This window comes from Stenotrophomonas sp. YJH_SMC_46 (assembly GCF_059370315.1).
The window spans coordinates 41,550-63,985 of sequence record NZ_JCAFTO010000005.1; the positions used below are offsets into that span (position 1 = coordinate 41,550).

Here is a 22,436-nt window from a genome sequence, read left to right on the forward strand (position 1 = left end):
GAACACCGCCATGCCGTGGATGGGCATCCAGGACCTGTGGACGTTTCTGGTCGCCGTGCTGGTGTTTCTCGCCCTGCCCGGCCCCGGCACCTTCACCCTGCTGACCGCCACTGGCCGTGGCGGCGTGCGTGGCGGCTACACCGCATTGGCCGGCCTGCTGGTCGGCGACCAGATCCTGATGTGGCTGGCGCTGGCCGGCGTGGCCGCACTGCTCAAGGCGAACCCGCTGGTGTTCCACGCCGTGCAGTACCTGGGTGCGGCCTACCTGGTGTGGGTGGGCATCAGCCTGCTGCGCACGCCCAAGCACGAGGGTGGCGACGCCAGCCCGATCCGCATGCAGCCCGGCCGCTATTTCCAGCAGGCGATCCTGGTCAGCCTGCTCAATCCGAAGGCGATCCTGTTCTACATGGCCTTCCTGCCGTTGTTCATCGATCCGAAGGCACAGCAGGGCATCGCCACCTTCGCCGCGCTGGCCGGCATCATCCTGGTGCTCAGTATCGCCTACTGCTCGATGCTGATCGGCGTGGGCAACCTGGCCCGTCGCCGGTTGATCCAGCACCCGCGGATCAGCGATGCGCTGCGCCGCGTGGCCGGCCTGTTCCTGGTGGGGTTCGGCATCCGGCTGGGGTTGAACGGATGAACGGGCGGCTGCCGCTGCTCGGCCTGGCCCTGCTGTTCGCCGGCACCGCCTCTGGCGCCCCGGCCTGCTTTATGCCGATTCCGGCAGTCTGGTCGCGGTGCAGCGCGCGCGCCGGCAATCATGACCCCCGTCAGTGGTAATGCTGCGCTGCGTTCGGTCACACTCGGGAACTTGTCGTTCTAAGTCACCCCTTCCGAGGCCTGCATGTCCCTGTTCCGGCGCAAGTCCCTAGATTCCGTCACCGTCCACGAAGCCGGCAGGCGCCTGATCCCGACGCTCAGCTGGCCGCACCTGATCGCGCTGGGCATCGGCGCCATCGTCGGTACCGGCATCTACACGCTGATCGGCGTCGGTGCCAACCTGGCTGGCCCGGCCGTGCTGATCTCCTTCGCCATCGCCGGTGCGGTCTGTGCCTGCGCGGCGCTGTCCTACGCCGAGCTGTCGACGATGATGCCCGCCGCCGGCAGTGCCTACACCTACAGCTACAGTGCGCTGGGCGAGGTGTTCGCCTGGGTGGTGGGCTGGAGCCTGATCCTGGAGTACTCGCTGGTGGTGAGTACGGTGGCGGTGGGCTGGTCCGGCTACTTCGTCGGCTTCCTCGAATGGGTCCACACCCAGTTCGGCTGGAACGTGCACCTGCCGGCCTGGCTGGCGGCCGGCCCGCACGTGGAAGGCGGCATGATCAACCTGCCGGCGATCATCATCACCTGGCTGGTGGCCGGCATGCTGATGGCCGGCACCAAGGAAAGCGCCACACTCAACGCGATCCTGGTGGTGTTCAAGCTGATCGCGCTGGCCATCTTCGTGGCCGTGGCCCTGCCCGCGTTCGACAGCGCCAACCTGCAGCCGTTCATGCCGTACGGCTTCGCCAAGTCGATGGGCCCCGATGGCGTCGAGCACGGCGTGATGGCGGCAGCGGCGATCATCTTCTTCGCCTTCTACGGCTTCGATGCGATCTCCACCGCCGCCGAGGAAACCAAGAACCCGGGCCGCGACCTGTCGATCGGCATCATCGGTTCGATGATCGGCTGCACCATCGTCTACGTGCTGGTGGCGCTGGCCGCCGTGGGTGCGATGAGCTACGCGGTGTTCGGCCACAGCGCCGAGCCGCTGGCCCTGATCATGCGCCAGCTGGGCCATCCGACCGCGGCGATGGTGATCGGCGTGATCGCGATCATCGCCCTGCCGACCGTGCTGTTGGCCTTCCTGTACGGCCAGAGCCGCATCTTCTTCGTGATGAGCCGCGACGGCCTGCTGCCGCGTCGCCTGTCCAAGGTGAACGCACGTACCGGCACGCCGGTGGCAACCACGCTGTTCACTGCGGTCGTGGTTTCCGCGCTGGCCGGCGTGGCGCGCCTGGACGAGATTGCCGCACTGGCCAACGCCGGTACCCTGGCCGCGTTCACTGCGGTAGGCATCTGCCTGGTGGTGCTGCGGCTGCGCGAGCCGGACCGCGCGCGCACGTTCCGGACGCCGCTGGCCTTCGTGGTTGGCCCGCTGGCCGCGCTGGGTTGCATCTACCTGTTCATCAGCCTGCCGCACACCACCCAGCTGTACTTCCTGTTGTGGAACGTGGCCGGCCTGGTGCTGTACCTGCTGTACAGCCGACGCCATGCGCTGATCGCGAAATAGACCGATCACCGGTAGTGCCGGCCGCTGGCCGGCACCACCGCAGGGCGTTTCAACCGCCCTGCTTTGCGGCGTAGTCCTGCGCCTGGCGCATCACCCGCAGCAGGTTGCCGCCCCAGATGCCGGCGATCTGCTTGTCGGTATAGCCCTTGCGCAGCAGCCACGCGGTGATCTTCGGCAGCTGGCTGACATCGGGCAGGTCACTCAGTCCGCCACCACCATCCCAGTCCAGGCCGATGCCCGCGTGCTCAGGGCCGACCACCGTGAGGATGTGGTCGAAGTGGGCGAAGAAGTCGTCCAGGCTGGCGTGCCGCACCGGGTGCTCGTGGTCCAGTGCCTGTTCGGCCTTCAGCAGGGCAACGCCTTGTTCGATGCCCATGCCTTCCCAGCCGCCCAGCTGCTTGCTCAGCGCTTCCTCGGCCTGTTTGCGCTCGGGCGTCTTCGCGGTGTCGATCAGGTAGCCGCCATAGGCGTTCACCTGGATCACGCCGCCGGCTTTGGCCAGCTTGCGCAGGCGCGCGTCGTCAAGATTGCGCGGGTGGTCGTAGACCGCCTTGGCCGAGCTGTGCGACAGCACGAATGGTACCGGCATCATTGCCAGCAGATCGTCGAACACCGCATCCGATGCATGTGACTGGTCGATCACGATGCCCAGCTTCACCGCCTGCCGCACCAGCTCCTTGCCGGCCGGGCTAAGTCCTTTCCATTCCGCACCCTTGGGATCGGTGGCCGAATCGGCGAACTCGTTGTTGGCAAAGTGCACGGTGCTGAGCAGGCGCAGGCCGGCGCGGTGGTAGAACGAGAGCAGGCTGGGATCGGCCACCAGCGGGCTGGCGTTTTCCATGCTGATGTAGACCACACGCTTGCCGGCCGCCTTGATCCGCGCCGCGTCATCGGCGGTCAGTGCCAGCGCGAACCGCTCGGGGTTGGCGGCCAGCATCTCGCGTATTTCCAGCAACCGCTGCAACCCGTGGTCACGTTCGGCCAGGTGAGCGGCGGGGCTGCGGTCGCCCTGGTCGGTGTAGATCGCCCAGAACCCGCCGTCCAGCGCGCCTTCGACCATGCGCGGGTAGTCCACCTGCGAGAGTGCGTTGCGGTCGTGGCGCTGTTCGATGTCGAAGCCGGTGCGGCCGAAATTGGCCGGCGTATCCAGATGGCTGTCGAGGGTGACCAGGCGCTGCTGCAGGGCCTTGGCGCGGGCCAGCTCCTGCGTGCTGAACTCGATGGCGTGGGCGGACAGTGGCGCGCACAGCGCCACGGCAAGCACGAAGGACAGGTGGCGCAACGATGGCATGGGCTCTCACCGGTGTTGGGAAGAGCCCGACCATAGCGCTGTGGCCCGCCGTTTTGTAGCGCCGGGCATGGGCTCGGCTGCCAGACAGATCAGCCGAGCGTGGGCTCGGCTCTACAGAGATCGGCAGTCACGCGGTCAATCCACCACGCGGCAGAACACGGCCTTGAGGTAACGCGATTCCTGCACGTGGGCCATGAACGGATGGTCCGGGCCGGCGCCGGCGACCTTCAGGATCTGGATCGTGCGGCCGGAGAAATAGGCCGCGCGGCGCAGCATGTCGAGGAACTGGTCCTCGGCCACCAGGCCGGTGCAGGAAAACGTGGCGAACAGGCCGCCCGGCTTCACCACGCCAAGCGCCAGCTTGTTCATGTCCAGGTACTTCTTCAGTGCGGTGATGACCTGGTCGCGGTCGCGGGTCATCTTCGCCGGGTCCAGGATCACCACGTCGTACTGCTCCCCGCGGTTGGCGGCGTCGCGCAGCCACGGGAAGATATCGGACTGGATGAACTTCGGGCGCACGTTGTTCAGGCGCGAATTGCCCTTGGCGATCTGGATGACGTCCTCATCAATGTCGATGCCGACCACTTCCGAGGCGCCACGCGCTGCTGCGTACACGGCGAAGCCACCGGTGTTGCAGCACAGGTCCAGAACGCTCTTGCCTTCCACCTGCTGGCTCAGCCACTCGCGGTTCTCGCGCTGGTCGGCGAAGAAGCCGGTCTTGTGTGCACCGGCCGGGTCGGCGCGGAACTTGATGCCGTACTCGGTGATCACCGCCGCTTCGGTGGTGGTGTTGCCGTGGAAGTCGAAGCTCTCCTGCTTCTGCACGTGTTCGTCGGCGAAGCTGTGGAAACGGCAGCCCGGGAACTGCTCGCGCAGGGCGTCGTAGATCCATTCGCGGTGGCGGAACATGCCGGCGGCGAAGAACTCGACCACCACCAGGTCGCCGTAGCGATCCACCACCAGGCCGGACAGGCCGTCGCCTTCGCTGTGCACCACGCGCCAGGCGTCGGAGACCGCGTCGAGCTTCAGCACCTCACGGCGCAGCGACACCGCCTGGGCGATCTTGCGCGAGAACCAGCCGGCATCGACCGGCACGTTCTGGTCGGTCTCAAGGATGCGCACGGCAATGCGCGAGTGCCCGTTGTAGAACCCGCGGCCAATGAACTCGCCATCGATGCCGACCACGTCGACGATGGAACCGGGCTTGGGCCGGACGGTCGGCTTCTCGACCAGTTTCTGGAAGATCCACGGGTGGCTGGAACGCCACGCATTCTTGAGGCGGACAATCGGAAGGGGGGTATTCATCCGGTCATTGTAGCCGGGGGGCACCGGGGGCCGGAAATCCAGGGCCCGGCGCGGCATTTGACGGCGGCCCGGCCAGGCCGCAGAATCGGCAGCAGAAGGGGAGTAGCTCCCAGACGTTGTCGCCGTCATTTCGAGCCCGCAGGCTCCGGTGCAACGGCAGTTCCAGCCGACTGGAACTGCGAGCGAGACCTTCGCCGTACTGGCGAAGCTCTGTCCCTGGATCCCCCTCCCGATCCTCCGTTGCAGATCCTCGCCGTCCGGCTTGGCATTCATCTTTCCAACGGACATTCCCAATGCAGACGATCGGTAACGTGTGGTTGTGGGGCGGCTTCGCAGCGGTGGTGGTCATCGCCCTGCTGGTCGACCTCGTGTTGATGCGCCATGGTGGACCGCACAAGGTCACCTTCAAGGAGGCCCTGTGGTGGTCCATCGGCTGGGTCGCGCTGGCCCTGCTGTTCAATGCCGGCCTCTGGTACTACCTGAATGAGACCGCCGGCCAGGTGGTAGCGAACAAGGTCGGCCTCGAATTCCTGACCGGCTACTTGGTCGAGAAGGCGCTCGCGGTCGACAACATCTTCGTGTTCCTGATGATCATGAGCTACTTCGCGGTGCCGGATGAGCAGCGCCAGAAGGTGCTGATCATCGGCATCCTGGGTGCGATCGTGCTGCGTACGATCATGATCTTCGCCGGCAGCGTGCTGATCAGCCAGTTCCATTGGCTGCTCTACGTATTCGGTGCTTTCCTGCTCTTCACCGGTTGGAAGATGTGGTTTGCCGCCGGCCAGGAGCCGGACCTGGAGACCAACCCGGCCCTGCGCTGGATGCGCAAGCACCTGCGCCTGCTGCCCGACTACGCCGGCAACGCGCTGAGCGTGAAGCGCGACGGCGTGCGCTGGTTCACCCCGCTGTTCGCGGTGCTGATCCTGATCGCGGTCACCGACGTGATCTTCGCGGTGGACAGCATCCCGGCGATCTTCGCGATCACCACCGACCCGTTCATCGTGCTCACCTCCAACGTGTTCGCGGTGCTGGGCCTGCGCGCGATGTTCTTCCTGCTGGCCGGCATGGCCGACCGCTTCCACCTGCTGCCGTATGGCCTGGCGCTGGTGCTGGGCTTCATCGGCATCAAGATGATGATCATCGACCTGTTCAAGATCCCGACCCCGGTGTCGCTGGGCGTGGTCGCGGTCATCATCGCCGCCACCGTGGTACTGAGCCTGAAGTACCCGCCGAAGGAAGGCTCCGGCCACGCCTGATCATGGCCGGCCGGCGGGATTGTCCCGCCGGCCGCACCCACTCTCCCGCAGCGGTGGCCTTGGTTTCGCGCCAGTCACCGCCATTGCTGAGGTATGGACAACAACGCGCCCCTGCCCGCCGGCGACGTGCCGGCCCCTCGCGATGACCGCTCGCGCATCCTGCGGGCGTTCAATCTCAGCCTTGCCGCTGTGCTGGTGCTGGTGGCCGTGTTCGCCCTGCAGGGCACCTTCGACTGGCGGCCGTGGGCGGTCGCACCGCTGGAAGCCAAGGGCCTGCTTGGCCTGATCGGTGGGCCGATGCTGCATGCCTCGGTCGAGCATATCGCCGCCAACAGCATCGCGCTCCTGATCCTGGGCACGCTGGCTGGAAGTGTCTACCCGAAAGCAACCGTACGCGCCCTGCCCCTGCTGTGGCTGGGCTCGGGCATCGGCGCGTGGATGCTGGGCAATCCGGGCAGCGTGCACCTGGGCGCCAGCGGCGTGACCCACGGCCTGATGTTCCTGCTGGCCAGCCTGGGCCTGCTGCGCCGCGACCGCACGGCCATCGCCACCGGCCTGATCGGCATGCTGTTCTACGGCGGCATGCTGATGACCATCCTGCCACACGCCGATGGCGTGTCCTGGCAGTCGCACATGGGCGGCGCCTTCGCCGGCATCATCGCCGCGCTGCTGTTCCGCAACGCCGACCCGCTGCCGCCGCGCCCGCGCTACAGCTGGGAAGACGAAGAAGACGAGGCAGAACCGCTGGCCGACGACGAGCTGGAGCCGCCGTCGCCACAGCGCGTGCCGGTGCTGTGGCAGCCGCGCGAGGGCCAGGACTACGTGGTGATTCCTTTCCGCCGGCCGGACGAACCGCGCGGTTGAAGCGAGGGGCCGCCGGGCATGGCCCGGCGCTACCGTGAGTGGGCGTCCGGGGTAGCGCCGGGCCATGCCCGGCGACGCGTTGCAGCGTCAGTTCCCGGCCGCACCCATGCCATCCACCGCCTGCCGGCCCAGCGCCGGATCATCGGTGAAGAACGCATCGATGCCGGTCGCCAGATAGGCGTGCATCTCGGCAATCGAACCTTCGGGATTGCGCGCGGTGTCGGCGCCCTTGCGCAGGTTGCTGGCCTGGAAGTGGTTCTCCGGACGGAAGGTGTACGGAATCACCATCAGCCCCACTGCATGTGCGTCCTGTACCAGCGTGGTCGGAGTGCTCAGCGCGCCCTTGGCATCCAGCGGAATGATCGAGCGCAGTTCCGGGCCGATGCCGTCGGCGTAGCTGGCGATGTCCTTCAGTCCGGCCGGGGTCATCATCTGCGCGTAGGTGAGCGTGCCACCGGCCTTGGCGATGTCGGCCGGCTGGGTGCCGCCCTTCCACAGCAGTTGCAGCAGGCGGATGTTGCTGCCGCGCGGGATCTTGCCGCGCAGGTAGCGCAGGTTGGCGGTCTCGAACGACTGGATGGTGACCGGGCCGACGTTGGTATAGGCATTGCCACGCAGCGCGGTCAGGAGCTTGTCTTCCATCGGCAGGCCGATCGACTGGAAGTAGGTCGGGTGCTTGATCTCCGGCACCAGGCCGATGCCACGGTTGGCACGCCCGGCCTGCTGGACAAGGAATGCGAGGATCTCGTCCAGGCTGGCGATGCGGAACTGGCCGTCATAGGCGGTGCTGCGCAGTTCCGGCAGGCGCTCGCGCGCGTACAGGGTCTTCAGCTCGGCCAGGGTGAAGTCTTCGGTGAACCAGCCGTCGACCTTCTGCCCGTCGATGACCTTGCTGGTGCGGCGGCTGGCGAACTCCGGATGCGAGGCCACATCAGTGGTGCCGCTGATCTCGTTCTCGTGGCGGGCCACCATCATTCCGTCCCTGGTCATCACCAGGTCCGGCTCGATGTAGTCGGCGCCATCGGCGATCGCCTGCGCATAGGCGGCCAGGGTGTGCTCGGGCAGCAACGCGCTCGCCCCGCGATGGCCATAGACCGACACCTTGGGCGTGGCCGGGGTGGAGGATTCAGCACTCATGGCCACCGATGGTGCCACGGCCAGCGACAACAGCAACGCACAACCCCACGACTTCACTGCGACTTCCCCAAGCGGTATGTGATGGGCGCCAGTATGCGGCGGCAATGTGACAGGTGGGGGAAGCCCGCACCTGTAGAGCCGAGCCCATGCTCGGCTGACGGGTAGAGCAGCCGAGCATGGGCTCGGCTCTACAGTTACTTGCCGATGCAGAAACTGGAGAAGATCCTTCCCAGCAGATCATCCGCACTCATCTGCCCGGTGATATCGCCCAGCGCGTCATGCGCCAGCCGCAGCTCTTCGGCGGCCAGTTCCAGGTGCTCCTGCGCCAGCTCGCCATCGGCGCGCTGCGCGTGCTCCTGCGCACGCTCGATTGCATCCACATGCCGCGCGCGCGCGGAGAACTCGCCATCCGCCTGCTCCCCTGCCCCGGCCGAAGCGATCAAACGCAGGCGCGCGTGCAGATCCTCCAGGCCGGCACCGGTCGCAGCCGAGACGAACACACGGTCCGGGTCGTCCAGCATCGGCAGCGCATCCAGCAGGTCCGACTTGTTGTGGATGTAGACCTTGTGTGGCACCGCTGCCACGGCCTCGCCCAGCGCCGCTTCACCCGCCGCCGGATCGCGCGCGTCCAAGACGATCAGGGCCAGGTCGGTTCGCTCGATCTCCACATGGGCGCGGCGCATGCCTTCGCGTTCGATGGCGTCGCCGCCGTCGCGCAGGCCAGCGGTATCGACCAGGGTCAGTTCCAGCCCGTCCAGGCGGATGGTCTCGCGAAGCGTGTCGCGGGTGGTGCCGGCGATGTCGGTGACGATGGCGCGTTCACTGCCGGCCAGCGCATTGAGCAATGAGCTCTTTCCGGCATTGGGCGGACCGATCAGCACCGCGTGCAGGCCATCGCGCAGGCGGCGACCGCGTTCGGCATCGCGGCGCAGCAGGGCCAAGTCGCTGCGCGCCTGTTCCAGCCCGCGCCGCACCTGTGCGCCACCGAGCGTATCCAGCGGTTCGTCGGCGAAGTCGATGGCCGCTTCCACGTGGATGCGCAGCGTGACCAGCTGCTCGACCACGGCCTCGATGCGGCGCGAGAACACGCCATCCAGCGAGCGTCGTGCAGCGCGTGCGGCACGGTTGTCGCCGGCGGCGATCAGGTCAGCGATGGCCTCAGCCTGGGCCAGGTCGAGCTTGCCGTTGAGGAACGCGCGTTCGCTGAACTCACCCGGCCGCGCCTGGCGCGCACCGAGCGCGATGCAGCGCGCGACCAGCTGCTGCAGCAGCACCGGGCTGCCATGGCCCTGCAGTTCCACCACCTCTTCGCCGGTGAAGCTGTTCGGTGCCGGGAACCACAGCACGATGCCATCGTCGATGACCTCGCCGTCGGCATCACGCAGGCGCGCGTAGTGCGCGTGGCGCGGCTGCAGCGCGGGCGCCCCCAGCGCATTGGCAATCGCCGCAGCGCGCGGACCGGACAGGCGCAACAGGCCGACACCGCCGGCGCCGGGGGCACTGGCGATGGCCACAATGGTGTCGGTGCGGATCGCGTCGTTCATGGCTCAGAGCTTCTCCAGCTGCGTGCGTGCCTGCGCGGCACCGCTGCCCTGCGGCTGCAGCGCCAGGTAGGTGGTGTAGGCCTGCTTCGCCTTGGCCTTGTCGCCGGCGTTGAAGTAGGCATCACCCAGGTTGAGATAGGCCACGGCGCGCGATGGGTCGATCTTCAGCGTGTTCTCCAGCCAGCGCGCCGCTTCGGCATAGCGCTGCTGGCGGTAGTAGACGAAACCGAGGTTGTTGGCGGCCTGGGCAAAGTCCGGACGCAGCTTCAGTGCTTCGGTGAACTGCGCGACTGCCTCGTCGTACTGCTTCTCGCGGTACAGCTGCAGGCCACGGTCGTTGGCCTGCTGCGCGCGCTGGCGGTCGGACGCCGGGCCGGCGGAGGGCACTACCAGCTTGGCCTTGCCGCCCTGCAGGTCAGCCACCGTCACCGGCGCCTGGCTGCCCTTGGCCTCGCTGGCGGCATCCACCTTGTTGTTCAGTGCGATTGCATCGGCGGTCAGCTGGCGCGTATCGGCATTGAGGAATTCCTGGCTGTCCGGCACCTGGAACACGAACTCGCCGCCCTGCGAACCGGGCAGGCTGCCGAAGGCCGGCGTCTGGTGCGAAACGGCCGAGACGGCCGGCGCCACGTAGGCGGCCAGTTCAGTACCGGTGATCAGGCCGTCGCCGTTGAGGTCACCCTTGCCGGCCAGCGCCTGCAGCAGCACCCAGGTAAACACCGAGTGACCGTTCGGGCCGGCGTCGGCCACCTGCTGGTCGGCGCCGCCGGCGGTCAGCATCTGCCGCGCGCTGCGGCGGGCATTCTCGCGCAGGAACGACGACGACGACGGGCCACCACGGGTCAGGCCCAGGCCGCTGTAGCAGGCATCCATCACGAACATCACGTGCTTGGCCTGCATGCTCTCGGCGATGTTCTGGATATCGGTCATCGCGATGGCATCGGTAGCGAATTCCCTCGGGTCCGAATCAACCGGGATGATGTAGCCGAGGTCGCGCCCTGAGGCGAGCTGGCGGGTCGCGCCGTGGCCGGCGAAGAACACGAACACGCGGTCGTTCCTGCCAGTGCGGTCATCGGCCAGGCGGTCGTGGAAGGCGGCCAGGATGTTGTTGCGGGTGGCCTGCTCGTTCTTCAGCACGATCACCTGCGAGGACGGGAAGCCGAACTGCCCGGTCAGGGTACCGGCCACCGCCTGCGCGTCGTGGCTGGCGTATTCCAGCTTCGGCCACTTGGCGTAGTTGTCGATGCCGACCACGATCGCCCACGACTTCTCGTAGCCGGTGGTGACGGTCGCGGCACCGGTATCGCCCTTGCGCGCACGGGCGACGGTGAAGTCGCGGCCGTTCCAGCCGGCGAACTGGTAGCCATCGGCGATCAGCCGGTCGAGGATCTGCGGCAGTGCCTTCACTGCACGATCGTGGATGTCGTGGAACAGGATGATGCCGCGCTGTTCCTTGTTCACCTGGTCCAGCACGCGCTGCACGATCGATTCCGGCACCGGGTCGGCCCAGTCCATCGAATCGATGTTCCACATGATCGACTTCAGTCCGGCCTCGTTGAGCAGCTGCAGGCCTTCGGCGTTGCGCGCGCCGTACGGGAAGCGGAACAGCGGCGCGCGCTTGCTGTCGACATCCTTCAGCAGCGTGTCGGTGTCGAGCACCTGCTGGCGCAGCGCGTCACCGGTGGTGCGCGACAGTTGGGCGTGGGTCAGGCTGTGGTTGCCGACCGCATAGCCTTCTTCCATCAGGTTGCGGCTGATCTTCGCCATCGGGCCGAGGCTGACCTTGCCGTCGGCCTCGACCTTGCCCAGGTTGCGGCCCACTTCGAAGAAGACACCCGGCACGTCATAGCGCTTGAGGATGGCCACCACTTCATCGGTATAGGCCTTGTGCGGACCGTCGTCGAAAGTCAGCACCACGGTCTTGGCCGGCAGGTCGCGGCCGAAGATCTCGCGGTCGCTGTCCTTCATCGACATCGGGTACGGCTCGATCACGCCGTAGTCGCGCAGGATCGCTTCGCGGCTGTAGTCCTTGTGCAGGTGGGCGATGTAGTCCTCCCACTTCTCGCGCTTCAGCTCGATGGCGCGGGTGCGCTCGAAGCGGCTGAAGATGCGGGTCAGTTCCTGGTTGTAGTTGCGCTCGATCTCATCGAGCGCTTCCAGATCCTCACCGATGCGCTGGTGCAGCTTCACCGCCGGCAGCGACGAATCGGTGCCGACGCGCTCATGCAGATCACGCAGTACTTCGCGGAAGGCCAGGCGGTCGGCGTCGAACAGTTCCGGCGCCGACTCGATGTAGTCCAGCACGGTGCCGAGGGTGGCGAAGCGCTGCGGGCTGGAGCCGCGCAGCAGGGTGTCGAACTGCGCGGCGATCGCCGTGCGCTGTTCCAGGCCATCGTGGAACAGCTGCTGGCCCACGCGCGTGGAGGTACCGCGGTCGGCGGCCGACTGATGTTCCTCGTCGGCCAGCAGCACGATGATCCGGCGGTAGCCGTCGAGCTGTTTCTGCAGGGCCGCCAACAACGGTGCGGCCGCGGGATCGGCGGCGGCCGCGGCCTGCGCGCTCGCCTGGGTGACGGTGGTCGCCGGCGCCTTCGCGTCCTTGTCGCCGCAGCCGGCAACAACCAGGGTCAACAACAGCGAGGGCAGGAACAGGCGGAACGACGACGCACGCGGCATGGCGGACTCGAAGGTGGGAGGAACGGTGTGCCGGCGATTCTAACGCCGCATGCGAAAAGCCCGCCTTGCGGCGGGCTTTTGCTGGGGTCAGCCGGCCAGCGGCCGGCTCTACCGATTACTTCTTCTTGACCGGGGCCGGAGCGGTGGTGGCCGGGACCGGCTCGCCGCCATGGCGCTTGGTCATCCACCACTGCTGCAGCAGGCCCAGGCCGCCGTTGACCACCCAGTACAGGACCAGGCCGGACGGCATGAAGGCCATCATGACGCCGAACACCAGCGGCATGAACTGCATCATCTTCTGCTGCATCGGGTCCATGCCCGGTGCCGGGGTCAGCTTCTGGGTGAACCACATCACTGCCACGTTGATGACCGGCAGGATGAAGTACGGGTCGCGTGCGGTCAGGTCCTGGATCCAGCCGAACCAGGGCGCCTGGCGCAGTTCGACCGATTCCACCAGCACCCAGTACAGGGCGAAGAAGATCGGCATCTGGATGAGGATCGGCAGGCAGCCGCCCATCGGATTGATCTTTTCCTTCTTGTACAGCTCCATCATCGCGGTCTGGAACTTCTGGCGGTCATCGCCATAGCGTTCCTTCAGCTGCGCGATGCGCGGCTGGAAGCGGCGCATCTTGGCGCCGCTCTTGTACTGGGTTGCCGACAGCGGGTACAGCACCAGCTTCAGCAGCACCACCAGCCCGACGATCGCCCAGCCCCAGTTGCCGACCAGCTTGTGCACCTGGTTCAACACCCAGAACAGGCCCTGGCCGATCACCGCCATCATCGAGAAGCGGCTGTAGTCGACCACGCGGTCCAGGCCCGGCACATCTTCCTTGGCGATCAGGTTGACCAGCTTCGGGCCGACCCACAGGCGGGCTTCGGTGCTGGTCGACTGGCCCGGCGCCACGGTGAAGGCCGGGCCACGCGCTTCGATCAGGTCACGACCGGCCACCTGCGACAGCACGTAGTGTGCGGTCTGGTCCTTCTGCGGGATCCAGGCGGTGAAGAAGTGGTGCTGCAGCATCGCCAGCCAGCCGCCGGTGATGTTCTGGTTCAGCGTGCCGTCTTCCAGGTAGTCCTTGAACGCACGACGCTGGTACTTCTTGTCATTGTCGTACCAGGTGGCACCGTTGAAGCTGAAGGAATCCGGGTTGGTCATGCTCCGCGACAGAATGGTCGGGGTGCGGTCCAGGGTGCGGTAGACGTAGCCGTTCCACGGCGCGGTGCCGGCGTTGCTGACTTCGTCCTTGAAGCGCACGGCGTACTCGTTGCGCGAGACGGTCAGGGTGCGCTTGATGGTCACGCCGTTGTCGGCGGTCCACACGAACGGGATCTGCAGCTCGTTCTGGCCCTTGGCCAGCACGAAGTCGGTGGTGTCACCCACCAGCTTGAAGCCGTCGGCGCCGGGAACCGGGGTGTTCTTGTCTTCGCTGGCCCAGCCACTGATCGCGCTGTACGGGTGGGCGGGGTCTTCGGTCAGCAGGCGGACCGGCGGACTGCCTTCGTCCTTGGTCTGCGGGAACTGCAGCAGCTCGGCGTCGAGCACGCGGCCGCCGTCGAGCACCAGGCGCAGCACGTCGGTGGTGACCGTCACGCGCTGGCTGGCCGGGGTAGCGCTGGCCTGGGCCTGTGCGGCGGCCTGGCCGGGGGCGCCCGGCACCTGGGCGCTGGGGATGGCGCCGGGGTTCGCGCCCGGAACACTCTGTGCGGCGGCCGGGGCCGACGTGGTGGTTGGTGCCGGGGTCGGAGCAGCGTTTTCACGGCTCCACTCCATCCACAGCAGCACGGCCACCATCAGCCAGGCAAAAATGAGGAATACGCGGGTCTGGTTCATCAGCGGACAGGCTCGGCGGGGCCGGGACGCGATGCCGGCTCGGTCAAAGAAGGAGTTGCGATGCCATCAGGCGGCGGCATTGTGCCGTCCACGCCCGGCGTGGGCAATGCACGCAGGCGACGCAGCAGGCGCAGGAAGGCCTGGCGGATCTCGTCGTTGCTGGCGGAACGCGCAGCACTACGAGCCACGACGACAAAGTCGCCTGGCTGGATGTCGGTACGTGTCTGACGCAGGATGTCGCGCAGGACGCGCTTGATCCGGTTACGCCCGACGGCGTTCGGATCGACCTTGCGGGAAACCGCCAGACCCAGCCTGGCCGGCCGGTCAGCCGGCAGCCAGTGCAGGGTCATCAGCGGATCGGACACACGGCGGGCGCCGTTGAAGACCGTTGAATATTCGGCACGCGTGCGAACCCGCGCAGAGCGAGGGAATCGCTTGCGCGGGTCTGCAGTATTCACTGTCGAAGGGATTGCGTCTGCCGCGATGTGCGGCATGGCAATCAGGCGCTCAGGACTTTGCGGCCCTTGGCGCGGCGACGCGACAGGATCTTGCGGCCGTCAGCGGTCTTCATACGGGCACGGAAGCCGTGGTCGCGCTTACGCTTGAGGTTGCTGGGCTGGTAGGTGCGCTTCGTGGCCATTGGGGGCCTCTCGTATGAATGGGACGGAAAGAACCGGAAATTCTAGAGAGGCCCCCCCCCTCACGTCAACCCCTGGGGACTACGCGAATTCACCGGGCTGTGCAATAGCTGTGGATGTTTTTGTGAATAAGTAGGGGACAAGCATTCCGAAGGCGGGCGCTCGGTGGTAGTCTGAGCCATCCATTTCCCCCCTTTCCGGCCTGTGTCTGGGCGCCTTGTCGCGTCCATGCACCGGCCACCGGACGATTATTGCTGATGGATGCCTGGTCCCGTAGTCTCGAGCGCCTCGAAGCGGAGTTCCCGCCGGAAGACGTTCATACCTGGTTGAAGCCGCTGCAGGCCGATCTGCGCGTGGACAGCCTGGTGCTGTATGCACCAAATGCCTTCATCGTCGACCAGGTCCGCGAGCTGTACCTGGCCCGGATCCGCGAACTGCTGGCTCACTTCGCCGGTTTCAGCGACGTTTTTCTTGAAATCGGCTCGCGCCCGCGCCCTGTGGAGACGCAGAACGCGCCGGTTTCCACGTCGTCGGCGCCTGTGTCCAGCGAACCGCAGGTGCCGTTTGCCGGCAATCTGGACAATCACTACACCTTCGCCAACTTCGTCGAAGGCCGCAGCAACCAGCTGGGCCTGGCCGCCGCCTTCCAGGCAGCGCAGAAGCCGGGCGACCGCGCGCACAACCCGCTGCTGCTGTACGGAGGCACCGGCCTGGGCAAGACCCACCTGATGTTCGCCGCCGGCAACGCCATGCGCCAGGCCAATCCGGGCGCGAAGGTGCTGTACCTGCGTTCGGAACAGTTCTTCAGCGCGATGATCCGGGCCCTGCAGGAAAAGACCATGGATCAGTTCAAGCGCCAGTTCCAGCAGGTCGACGCGCTGCTGATCGATGACATCCAGTTCTTCGCCGGCAAGGACCGCACCCAGGAAGAGTTCTTCCACACCTTCAACGCGTTGTTCGATGGCAAGCAGCAGATCATCCTGACCTGCGACCGCTATCCGCGCGAGGTCGAAGGCCTGGAAGCGCGCCTGAAGTCGCGGCTTGCCTGGGGTCTGTCGGTCGCGATCGAACCGCCGGACTTCGAGACCCGCGCCGCGATCGTGCTGGCCAAGGCGCGCGAACGTGGCGCCGAGATTCCCGATGATGTTGCGTTCCTGATCGCCAAGAAGATGCGCTCCAACGTGCGCGACCTCGAAGGTGCGCTCAATACCCTGACCGCCCGCGCCAACTTCACCGGCCGCGCGATCACCACCGAATTCGCCCAGGAAACCCTGCGCGACCTGCTGCGCGCCCAGCAGCAGGCGATCAGCATTCCCAACATCCAGAAAACCGTTGCCGACTACTACGGCCTGCAGATCAAGGATCTGCTGTCGAAGCGTCGGACCCGCTCGCTGGCCCGCCCGCGCCAGGTCGCCATGGCCCTGACCAAGGAACTGACCGAGCACAGCCTGCCCGAGATCGGCGACGCCTTTGCCGGTCGCGATCACACCACGGTGCTGCATGCCTGCCGCCAGATCCGGACCCTGATGGAAACCGACGGCAAGCTTCGCGAGGACTGGGACAAGCTGATCCGGAAGCTGAGCGAATGATGCACGGATGCCGATGAGGCGTCATCGCACAAAACGGTGCAGAATCCGGTAGCAAGCGCGGGACACGTTGTGGATAAAAATGGCGTTTGAAATCGCGCTGGAGTTACCCACAGCTTTCCCCACCCTCTGGGGGTCGGTAATACAGAGGGTTTCGAGGCCAGAAACTCTTTTATTTACAAAGACTTAGCGTTGTTTTCCAGCGATTCTGTCTCTACCAGCACCACCAAGCTTTTGATTTATTCCACATTTTTTAAAGCATAGGGGCACGGAACCACATGCGTTTCACACTGCAGCGCGAAGCCTTTCTCAAGCCGTTGGCACAGGTCGTCAACGTGGTCGAACGCCGCCAGACCCTTCCGGTTCTGGCCAATTTCCTGGTCCAGGTGCAGAACGGCCAGCTGTCGCTGACCGGTACCGACCTGGAAGTGGAGATGGTGTCGCGGATCGCGGTTGAAGATGCCCAGGACGGCGAAACCACCATTCCCGCCCGCAAACTGTTCGAGATCATCCGCGCCCTGCCCGACGGCAGCCGGATCACCGTCTCGCAGACCGGTGACAAGATCACCGTGCAGGCCGGTCGCAGCCGCTTCACCCTGGCCACCCTGCCGTCCAATGACTTCCCGTCGGTGGACGAGGTGGAAGCCACCGAGCGCGTGGCCATCGGCGAAGCAACCCTGAAGGAGCTGATCGAGCGCACCGCGTTCGCGATGGCCCAGCAGGACGTGCGCTACTACCTCAACGGCCTGCTGTTCGACCTGCGCGGCGATGCGCTGCGCACCGTCGCCACCGACGGTCATCGCCTGGCCCTTTGCGAAACCGACCTGGCCAAGCCCAGCGGTTCCAAGCGCCAGATCATCGTGCCGCGCAAGGGCGTGACCGAGCTGCAGCGCCTGCTGGAAAGCGGCGATCGCGAGATCGAGCTGGAAGTTGGCCGTAGCCATGTCCGCGTCAAGCGCGACGATGTCACCTTCACCTCGAAGCTGATCGACGGCCGCTTCCCGGATTATGAAGCCGTGATTCCGATCGGTGCCGACCGTGAAGTGAAGGTGGACCGCGAAGCCCTGCGCGCCTCGCTGCAGCGCGCCGCGATCCTGTCCAACGAGAAGTACCGCGGCATTCGCGTGGAAGTCTCGCCGGGGAACCTGAAGATCAGCGCGCACAATCCGGAACAGGAAGAAGCCCAGGAAGAGATCGAAGCTGACACCACGGTCAGTGATCTGGCCATCGGCTTCAACGTGAACTACCTGCTGGATGCCCTCTCTGCCCTGCGCGACGAGGAAGTGATCATCCAGCTGCGCGACTCCAACTCCTCGGCGCTGGTGCGTGAATCCAGCAGCGAGAAGTCGCGCCACGTGGTGATGCCGCTGCGTCTCTGACGGAAACGCTGTTTCACGTGGAACCCAGAAGCGCCCGGGACCTCCCGGGCGTTTTTTTATGTTCCACGTGGAGCATTGTCGAAACAGATCGGAGAAAGTCCGGACGCGCCCTGCTTGGCTCCAGACCAACTCGATCTCGCTTGCTCGAAGCAACTCAGGATCCAGGACCGTGGGGGGTCGCCTTGCAGTGCTCGTCGGGCTCCATGTTTTGGGGGTTCTGGCAGCGAGTTCTTCGCATATCCCACTTCGCTGTCCTGATCTTCACTGCTGGAAGCAGCAGATCCTCTTCCTGGAGGAGGTCCTCCGCTTCTGCAAACGGCACTGTCCACAGACCGGCTCGGGGGCAATTTTGGGAAATCCTAGCTTCTAAATCTGGGTATAAATCTAAAGCGTGGTGGTGATGGTAGAGCTAGATTTCGTGGAAAAATGTATTATCTATTTGTTTTTAAAGGGATTTATGAGCCTGAAACCCCCTGTATAGAGGGTCCTCGGGCTGGGGGGTAACCTGTGGATAGTTTTGAGCGCTTAACAAAAGGGCTTTTTTATCCACAGATTGCCCATACCTTGTGTATAAGTCATACATCCCCGCTGTGGACAGCGTGGAACGAGCGTCCTGAATTTCTTGAAATCTGTGGAACCCTCCAAGGCATCGGATCGCAGATTTGAAGGAATCGGCGGGGTCATCCGTCGGAGCCACCCGCGAGGTGTCCAGCGGGTGGCCCTGCAGTGCTCGCGAAATCGGCGAAATCCGAGGGCCTGGACGCTGGAACCTCGCGCAGATTTGAAGAAATTTCGGGCCTTTGCGGCCCGGAACGTGCGAGCGCGTCATCCGCATTCCACGTGGAGCGCGTCCATCGATGGTGCAGAAGCTGCACCTTCGGCTCGACCGGCCTGCCACCGCGCCCGGCTTGACCGATGCAGTAAGCTGATGGATTCCCTGCCCCTCTACCGCCTCGTGCGGATGGTCTTTCGCGCCCCATGCAGATCCGCCGCCTCGCCTTGCATCAACTGCGTCGCTTCAGTGCGGTGGACCTGTCGCCCCAGCCGGGATTGAACCTGCTGACCGGTGACAACGGTGCCGGCAAGACCAGCGTGCTCGAAGCCCTGCATCTGATGGCGTATGGGCGCAGCTTCCGTGGTCGAGTGCGCGACGGTCTGGTGCGGCAAGGCCAGGAAGCGCTGGAAATCTTCGTTGAATGGGACGAACAGCGTGCCAATCACCCGCCCCACCGCCGAAAAGCCGGGTTGCGCCACAGTGGCCAGGACTGGAAGGGGCGATTGGACGGGGAAGATGTCGCGCAGCTGGGCAATCTCTGCGCAGCACTGGCCGTGGTGACGTTCGAGCCCGGAAGCCACGCACTGGTCAGTGGTGGTGGCGAACCCCGCCGCCGCTTCCTCGATTGGGGCTTGTTCCACGTGGAACCGGATTTTCTGGCCTTGTGGCGCCGCTACTCCCGGGCGCTGAAGCAGCGCAACGCCCTGCTCAAGCAGGGCGGGCCGTCGCGGATGCTTGATACCTGGGATCACGAGCTGGCCGAGGCCGGAGAACCGCTGACCAGCCGCCGCCAGCACTACCTGGAGCGTCTACAGCGGCGCACTGTAGCTTTGGCCGCCAGCCTGGCGCCGCAACTGGGCATCCAGGGATTGGACCTGAGCCCTGGCTGGCGGCGGCATGAACTTCCGTTGGCCGACGCCCTGCTTCTGGCCCGGGAACGGGACCGGCAGGCCGGGTATACCTCGGTCGGCCCACACCGGGCAGACTGGAGCGTGGATTTCCAGAGCATTCCTGGTCGCGATGCGCTGTCCCGAGGCCAAGCCAAGCTGACGGCATTGGCATGCCTGCTGGCGCAGGCCGAGGACTATGCGGAACAGCGCGGGGAATGGCCGGTGATCGCGCTGGATGATCTGGCGTCGGAACTGGATCGCACTCACCAGGCGCGGGTATTGGAGCGCCTGCTCAATGGCCCGGCACAGATCTTCATCACCGCCACCGAAACCCCGGCGGCATTGCAGGCGCTGACCGACATCGCCCGGTTCCACGTGGAACATGCACAGATCATGGCTGTGCCATAGTGGGCACACCAGGGCCGCTCGACCCCGGCTGGTATAATTCGGGTTGGAATCCTTTCATTCTCGGCACACCGCTCCACGCGGTGGCCGACCTGCGGAGCCTACGGCAAGCGCAATGAGCGACGAACAGAACACCCCGGCAAACAACGGCAACTACGACGCCAACAGCATTACGGCCCTGGAAGGCCTGGAGGCTGTCCGCAAGCGTCCCGGCATGTACATCGGTGACGTGCATGACGGTACCGGTCTGCACCACATGGTGTTCGAGGTGGTCGACAACTCGATCGACGAGGCGCTGGCCGGCCACGCCGACCACGTTGCAGTGACCATCCACGCCGATGGCTCGGTCTCCGTGTCCGACAACGGCCGCGGCATTCCGACCGGCAAGCACGAGCAGATGAGCGCCAAGCTTGGTCGCGAAGTGTCCGCTGCCGAAGTGGTGATGACGGTCCTGCACGCAGGCGGCAAGTTCGACGACAACAGCTACAAGGTTTCCGGCGGCCTGCACGGCGTCGGCGTCAGCGTGGTCAACGCGCTGTCGCAGAAGCTGGTGGTGGATGTGTTCCAGAACGGCTTCCACTACCAGCAGGAGTTCAGCAACGGCGCCGCCGTGACCGCGCTGGCCAAGCTGGAAACCACCACCAAGCGCGGCACCACGGTGCGCTTCTGGCCGTCGACCGTCGCTTTCCACGACAACGTGGAATTCCACTACGACATCCTGGCCCGTCGCCTGCGCGAGCTGTCGTTCCTGAACTCCGGCGTCAAGATCGTCCTTGCCGACGAGCGTGGTGATGGCCGTCGCGATGATTTCCACTACGAAGGCGGCATCCGCAGCTTCGTGGAGCATCTGGCCCAGCTGAAGACCCCGCTGCATCCGAACGTCATCTCGGTCACTGGCGAGCACAACGGCATCGTCGTGGAGGTGGCGCTGCAGTGGACCGACTCCTACCAGGAGACGATGTACTGCTTCACCAACAACATTCCGCAGAAGGACGGCGGTACCCACCTGGCCGGTTTCCGCGGTGCGTTGACCCGCGTGCTCAACAACTACATCGAGCAGAACGGCATCGCCAAGCAGGCCAAGATCAACCTGACCGGCGACGACATGCGCGAAGGCATGATCGCGGTGCTGTCGGTGAAGGTGCCGGACCCGAGCTTCTCCAGCCAGACCAAGGAAAAACTGGTCAGTTCCGATGTGCGTCCGGCGGTGGAAAACGCCTTTGGTGCGCGCCTGGAAGAGTTCCTGCAGGAAAACCCCAACGAAGCCAAGGCGATCGCCGGCAAGATCGTCGACGCCGCGCGCGCGCGTGAAGCCGCGCGCAAGGCCCGCGACCTGACCCGCCGCAAGGGCGCGCTGGATATCGCCGGCCTGCCGGGCAAGCTGGCCGACTGCCAGGAAAAGGATCCGGCGCTGTCCGAACTGTTCATCGTCGAGGGTGACTCGGCAGGTGGTTCGGCCAAGCAGGGCCGCAACCGCAAGAACCAGGCAGTGCTGCCGCTGCGCGGCAAGATCCTCAACGTGGAACGCGCGCGTTTCGACCGCATGCTGTCCTCCGACCAGGTCGGTACGCTGATCACCGCGCTGGGCACCGGCATCGGCCGCGACGAGTACAACCCGGACAAGCTGCGTTACCACAAGATCATCATCATGACCGACGCCGACGTCGACGGCGCTCACATCCGCACCCTGCTGCTGACGTTCTTCTACCGTCAGATGCCGGAACTGATCGAGCGCGGTTACGTCTACATCGGCCTGCCGCCGCTGTACAAGATCAAGCAGGGCAAGCAGGAGCTGTACCTGAAGGACGACCCGGCGCTGGACAGCTACCTGGCCAGCAGCGCGGTGGAAAACGCCACGCTGGTGCCGGCCACCGGCGAACCGGGCATCGAAGGCCTTGCGCTGGAGAAGCTGCTTCTGGCCTACGCGGCCGCGCTGGATTCGATCGAGCGCAACGCACATCGTTACGACCGCAACCTGCTTGAAGCGCTGGTCGATTTCGTGCCGATGGACCTGGAGAGCCTGCGCAGTGCGGGTGAAGGCGAAGGGCTGGATGCACTTGCCAAGCGGCTCAACCAGGGCAGCCTGGGCAGCCCGCGTTTTACGCTGGAACTGCAGGAAGCCAACGACGAGCGCCCGGCCGCTGTGCTGGTGACCCGTCGCCACATGGGCGAACAGCACGTCCAGGTGCTGCCGATGTCGGCGTTTGAAAGCGGCGAACTGCGCGCGATCCATCAGGCCTCGAAGCTGCTGCACGGCCTGATCCGCGAAGGCGCCACCATTTCCCGCGGCGCCAAGTCGATCGAAGTGGACAGCTTTGCCAAGGCACAGAACTGGCTGCTCGAGGAGGCCAAGCGCGGCCGCCAGATCCAGCGATTCAAGGGCCTGGGTGAAATGAATCCGGAGCAGCTGTGGGACACCACGGTGAATCCGGAGACCCGCCGACTGCTGCAGGTGCGCATCGAAGACGCTGTCGCTGCCGACCAGATCTTCAGCACGCTGATGGGCGATGTCGTCGAACCGCGTCGCGACTTCATCGAAGACAATGCGCTGAAGGTCGCAAACCTGGATATCTGACACAATCCGGAC

General features: G+C 65.5%; 16 protein-coding genes. 8 read left to right on the forward strand and 8 right to left on the reverse strand.

The window, feature by feature from the left end:
• Window positions 1-10 precede the first annotated feature (10 nt).
• Window positions 11-640, forward strand: coding sequence for a leucine efflux protein LeuE (leuE, locus tag AC5P8C_RS15925; RefSeq protein WP_495219078.1), 630 nt, complete (start codon window positions 11-13; stop codon window positions 638-640).
• 204 nt (window positions 641-844) lie between these two features.
• Window positions 845-2,272 carry an amino acid permease gene (locus tag AC5P8C_RS15930; RefSeq protein WP_019658787.1) on the forward strand — a complete coding sequence of 476 codons (1,428 nt, stop codon included), beginning with the start codon at window positions 845-847 and terminating at the stop codon, window positions 2,270-2,272.
• Window positions 2,273-2,321: 49 nt separating this feature from the next.
• On the opposite strand, the gene AC5P8C_RS15935 is transcribed toward AC5P8C_RS15930, so the two are convergent.
• Together AC5P8C_RS15935 and AC5P8C_RS15940 are read right to left on the reverse strand one after the other, a co-directional pair.
• Window positions 2,322-3,563, reverse strand: coding sequence for a dipeptidase (locus tag AC5P8C_RS15935; protein WP_495219079.1), 1,242 nt, complete (start codon window positions 3,561-3,563; stop codon window positions 2,322-2,324).
• Between the two features lie 135 nt (window positions 3,564-3,698).
• A complete protein-coding gene (locus AC5P8C_RS15940; RefSeq protein ID WP_019658789.1) occupies window positions 3,699-4,868 on the reverse strand; it encodes a class I SAM-dependent rRNA methyltransferase in 1,170 nt (389 codons plus the stop codon).
• 293 nt (window positions 4,869-5,161) lie between these two features.
• Here AC5P8C_RS15940 and AC5P8C_RS15945 point away from each other — a divergent pair, with 293 nt between their 5' ends.
• Entirely contained in the window at window positions 5,162-6,124 is a 963-nt protein-coding gene (locus AC5P8C_RS15945; RefSeq protein WP_019658790.1) for a TerC family protein, read from the forward strand.
• 93 nt (window positions 6,125-6,217) lie between these two features.
• Window positions 6,218-6,988 carry a rhomboid family intramembrane serine protease gene (locus tag AC5P8C_RS15950; RefSeq protein WP_019658791.1) on the forward strand — a complete coding sequence of 257 codons (771 nt, stop codon included), beginning with the start codon at window positions 6,218-6,220 and terminating at the stop codon, window positions 6,986-6,988.
• 87 nt (window positions 6,989-7,075) lie between these two features.
• Here the strand turns inward: AC5P8C_RS15950 and AC5P8C_RS15955 are convergent, their stop codons facing one another.
• The 6 genes from AC5P8C_RS15955 to rpmH all read right to left on the reverse strand — a co-directional run bounded on the left by AC5P8C_RS15955 (window position 7,076) and on the right by rpmH (window position 14,816).
• Window positions 7,076-8,182 (reverse strand): glycerophosphodiester phosphodiesterase, encoded by a 1,107-nt coding sequence (locus AC5P8C_RS15955; protein WP_019658792.1) that lies wholly within the window; start codon window positions 8,180-8,182, stop codon window positions 7,076-7,078.
• 137 nt (window positions 8,183-8,319) lie between these two features.
• Window positions 8,320-9,669: a tRNA uridine-5-carboxymethylaminomethyl(34) synthesis GTPase MnmE gene (gene mnmE / locus AC5P8C_RS15960; protein WP_495219080.1), complete on the reverse strand. Its 1,350-nt coding sequence runs from the start codon at window positions 9,667-9,669 to the stop codon at window positions 8,320-8,322.
• A gap of 3 nt (window positions 9,670-9,672) precedes the next feature.
• A complete protein-coding gene (locus tag AC5P8C_RS15965) occupies window positions 9,673-12,345 on the reverse strand; it encodes a polysaccharide deacetylase family protein (RefSeq protein WP_495219082.1) in 2,673 nt (890 codons plus the stop codon).
• A gap of 115 nt (window positions 12,346-12,460) precedes the next feature.
• Entirely contained in the window at window positions 12,461-14,176 is a 1,716-nt protein-coding gene (gene yidC, locus AC5P8C_RS15970) for a membrane protein insertase YidC (protein WP_019658795.1), read from the reverse strand.
• Complete coding sequence (gene rnpA, locus AC5P8C_RS15975; protein WP_021203275.1) at window positions 14,176-14,670, reverse strand: ribonuclease P protein component; 495 nt, start codon at window positions 14,668-14,670, stop codon at window positions 14,176-14,178. The genes yidC and rnpA overlap by 1 nt, the downstream gene beginning before the upstream one ends.
• A 5-nt stretch (window positions 14,671-14,675) precedes the next feature.
• Window positions 14,676-14,816, reverse strand: coding sequence for a 50S ribosomal protein L34 (gene rpmH, locus AC5P8C_RS15980; protein WP_005411729.1), 141 nt, complete (start codon window positions 14,814-14,816; stop codon window positions 14,676-14,678).
• A gap of 255 nt (window positions 14,817-15,071) precedes the next feature.
• Between rpmH and dnaA the strand changes: the two genes are divergently transcribed.
• From dnaA to gyrB, 4 genes are all read left to right on the forward strand, one after another.
• Window positions 15,072-16,403 (forward strand): chromosomal replication initiator protein DnaA, encoded by a 1,332-nt coding sequence (gene dnaA / locus AC5P8C_RS15985; RefSeq protein ID WP_019658797.1) that lies wholly within the window; start codon window positions 15,072-15,074, stop codon window positions 16,401-16,403.
• A 275-nt stretch (window positions 16,404-16,678) separates the two neighbouring features.
• Entirely contained in the window at window positions 16,679-17,779 is a 1,101-nt protein-coding gene (gene dnaN / locus AC5P8C_RS15990) for a DNA polymerase III subunit beta (RefSeq protein WP_005411731.1), read from the forward strand.
• Window positions 17,780-18,757: 978 nt separating this feature from the next.
• Window positions 18,758-19,852 (forward strand): DNA replication/repair protein RecF, encoded by a 1,095-nt coding sequence (recF, locus tag AC5P8C_RS15995; protein ID WP_495219084.1) that lies wholly within the window; start codon window positions 18,758-18,760, stop codon window positions 19,850-19,852.
• A 112-nt stretch (window positions 19,853-19,964) separates the two neighbouring features.
• Entirely contained in the window at window positions 19,965-22,424 is a 2,460-nt protein-coding gene (gene gyrB, locus AC5P8C_RS16000; RefSeq protein ID WP_019658799.1) for a DNA topoisomerase (ATP-hydrolyzing) subunit B, read from the forward strand.
• Window positions 22,425-22,436 lie beyond the last annotated feature (12 nt).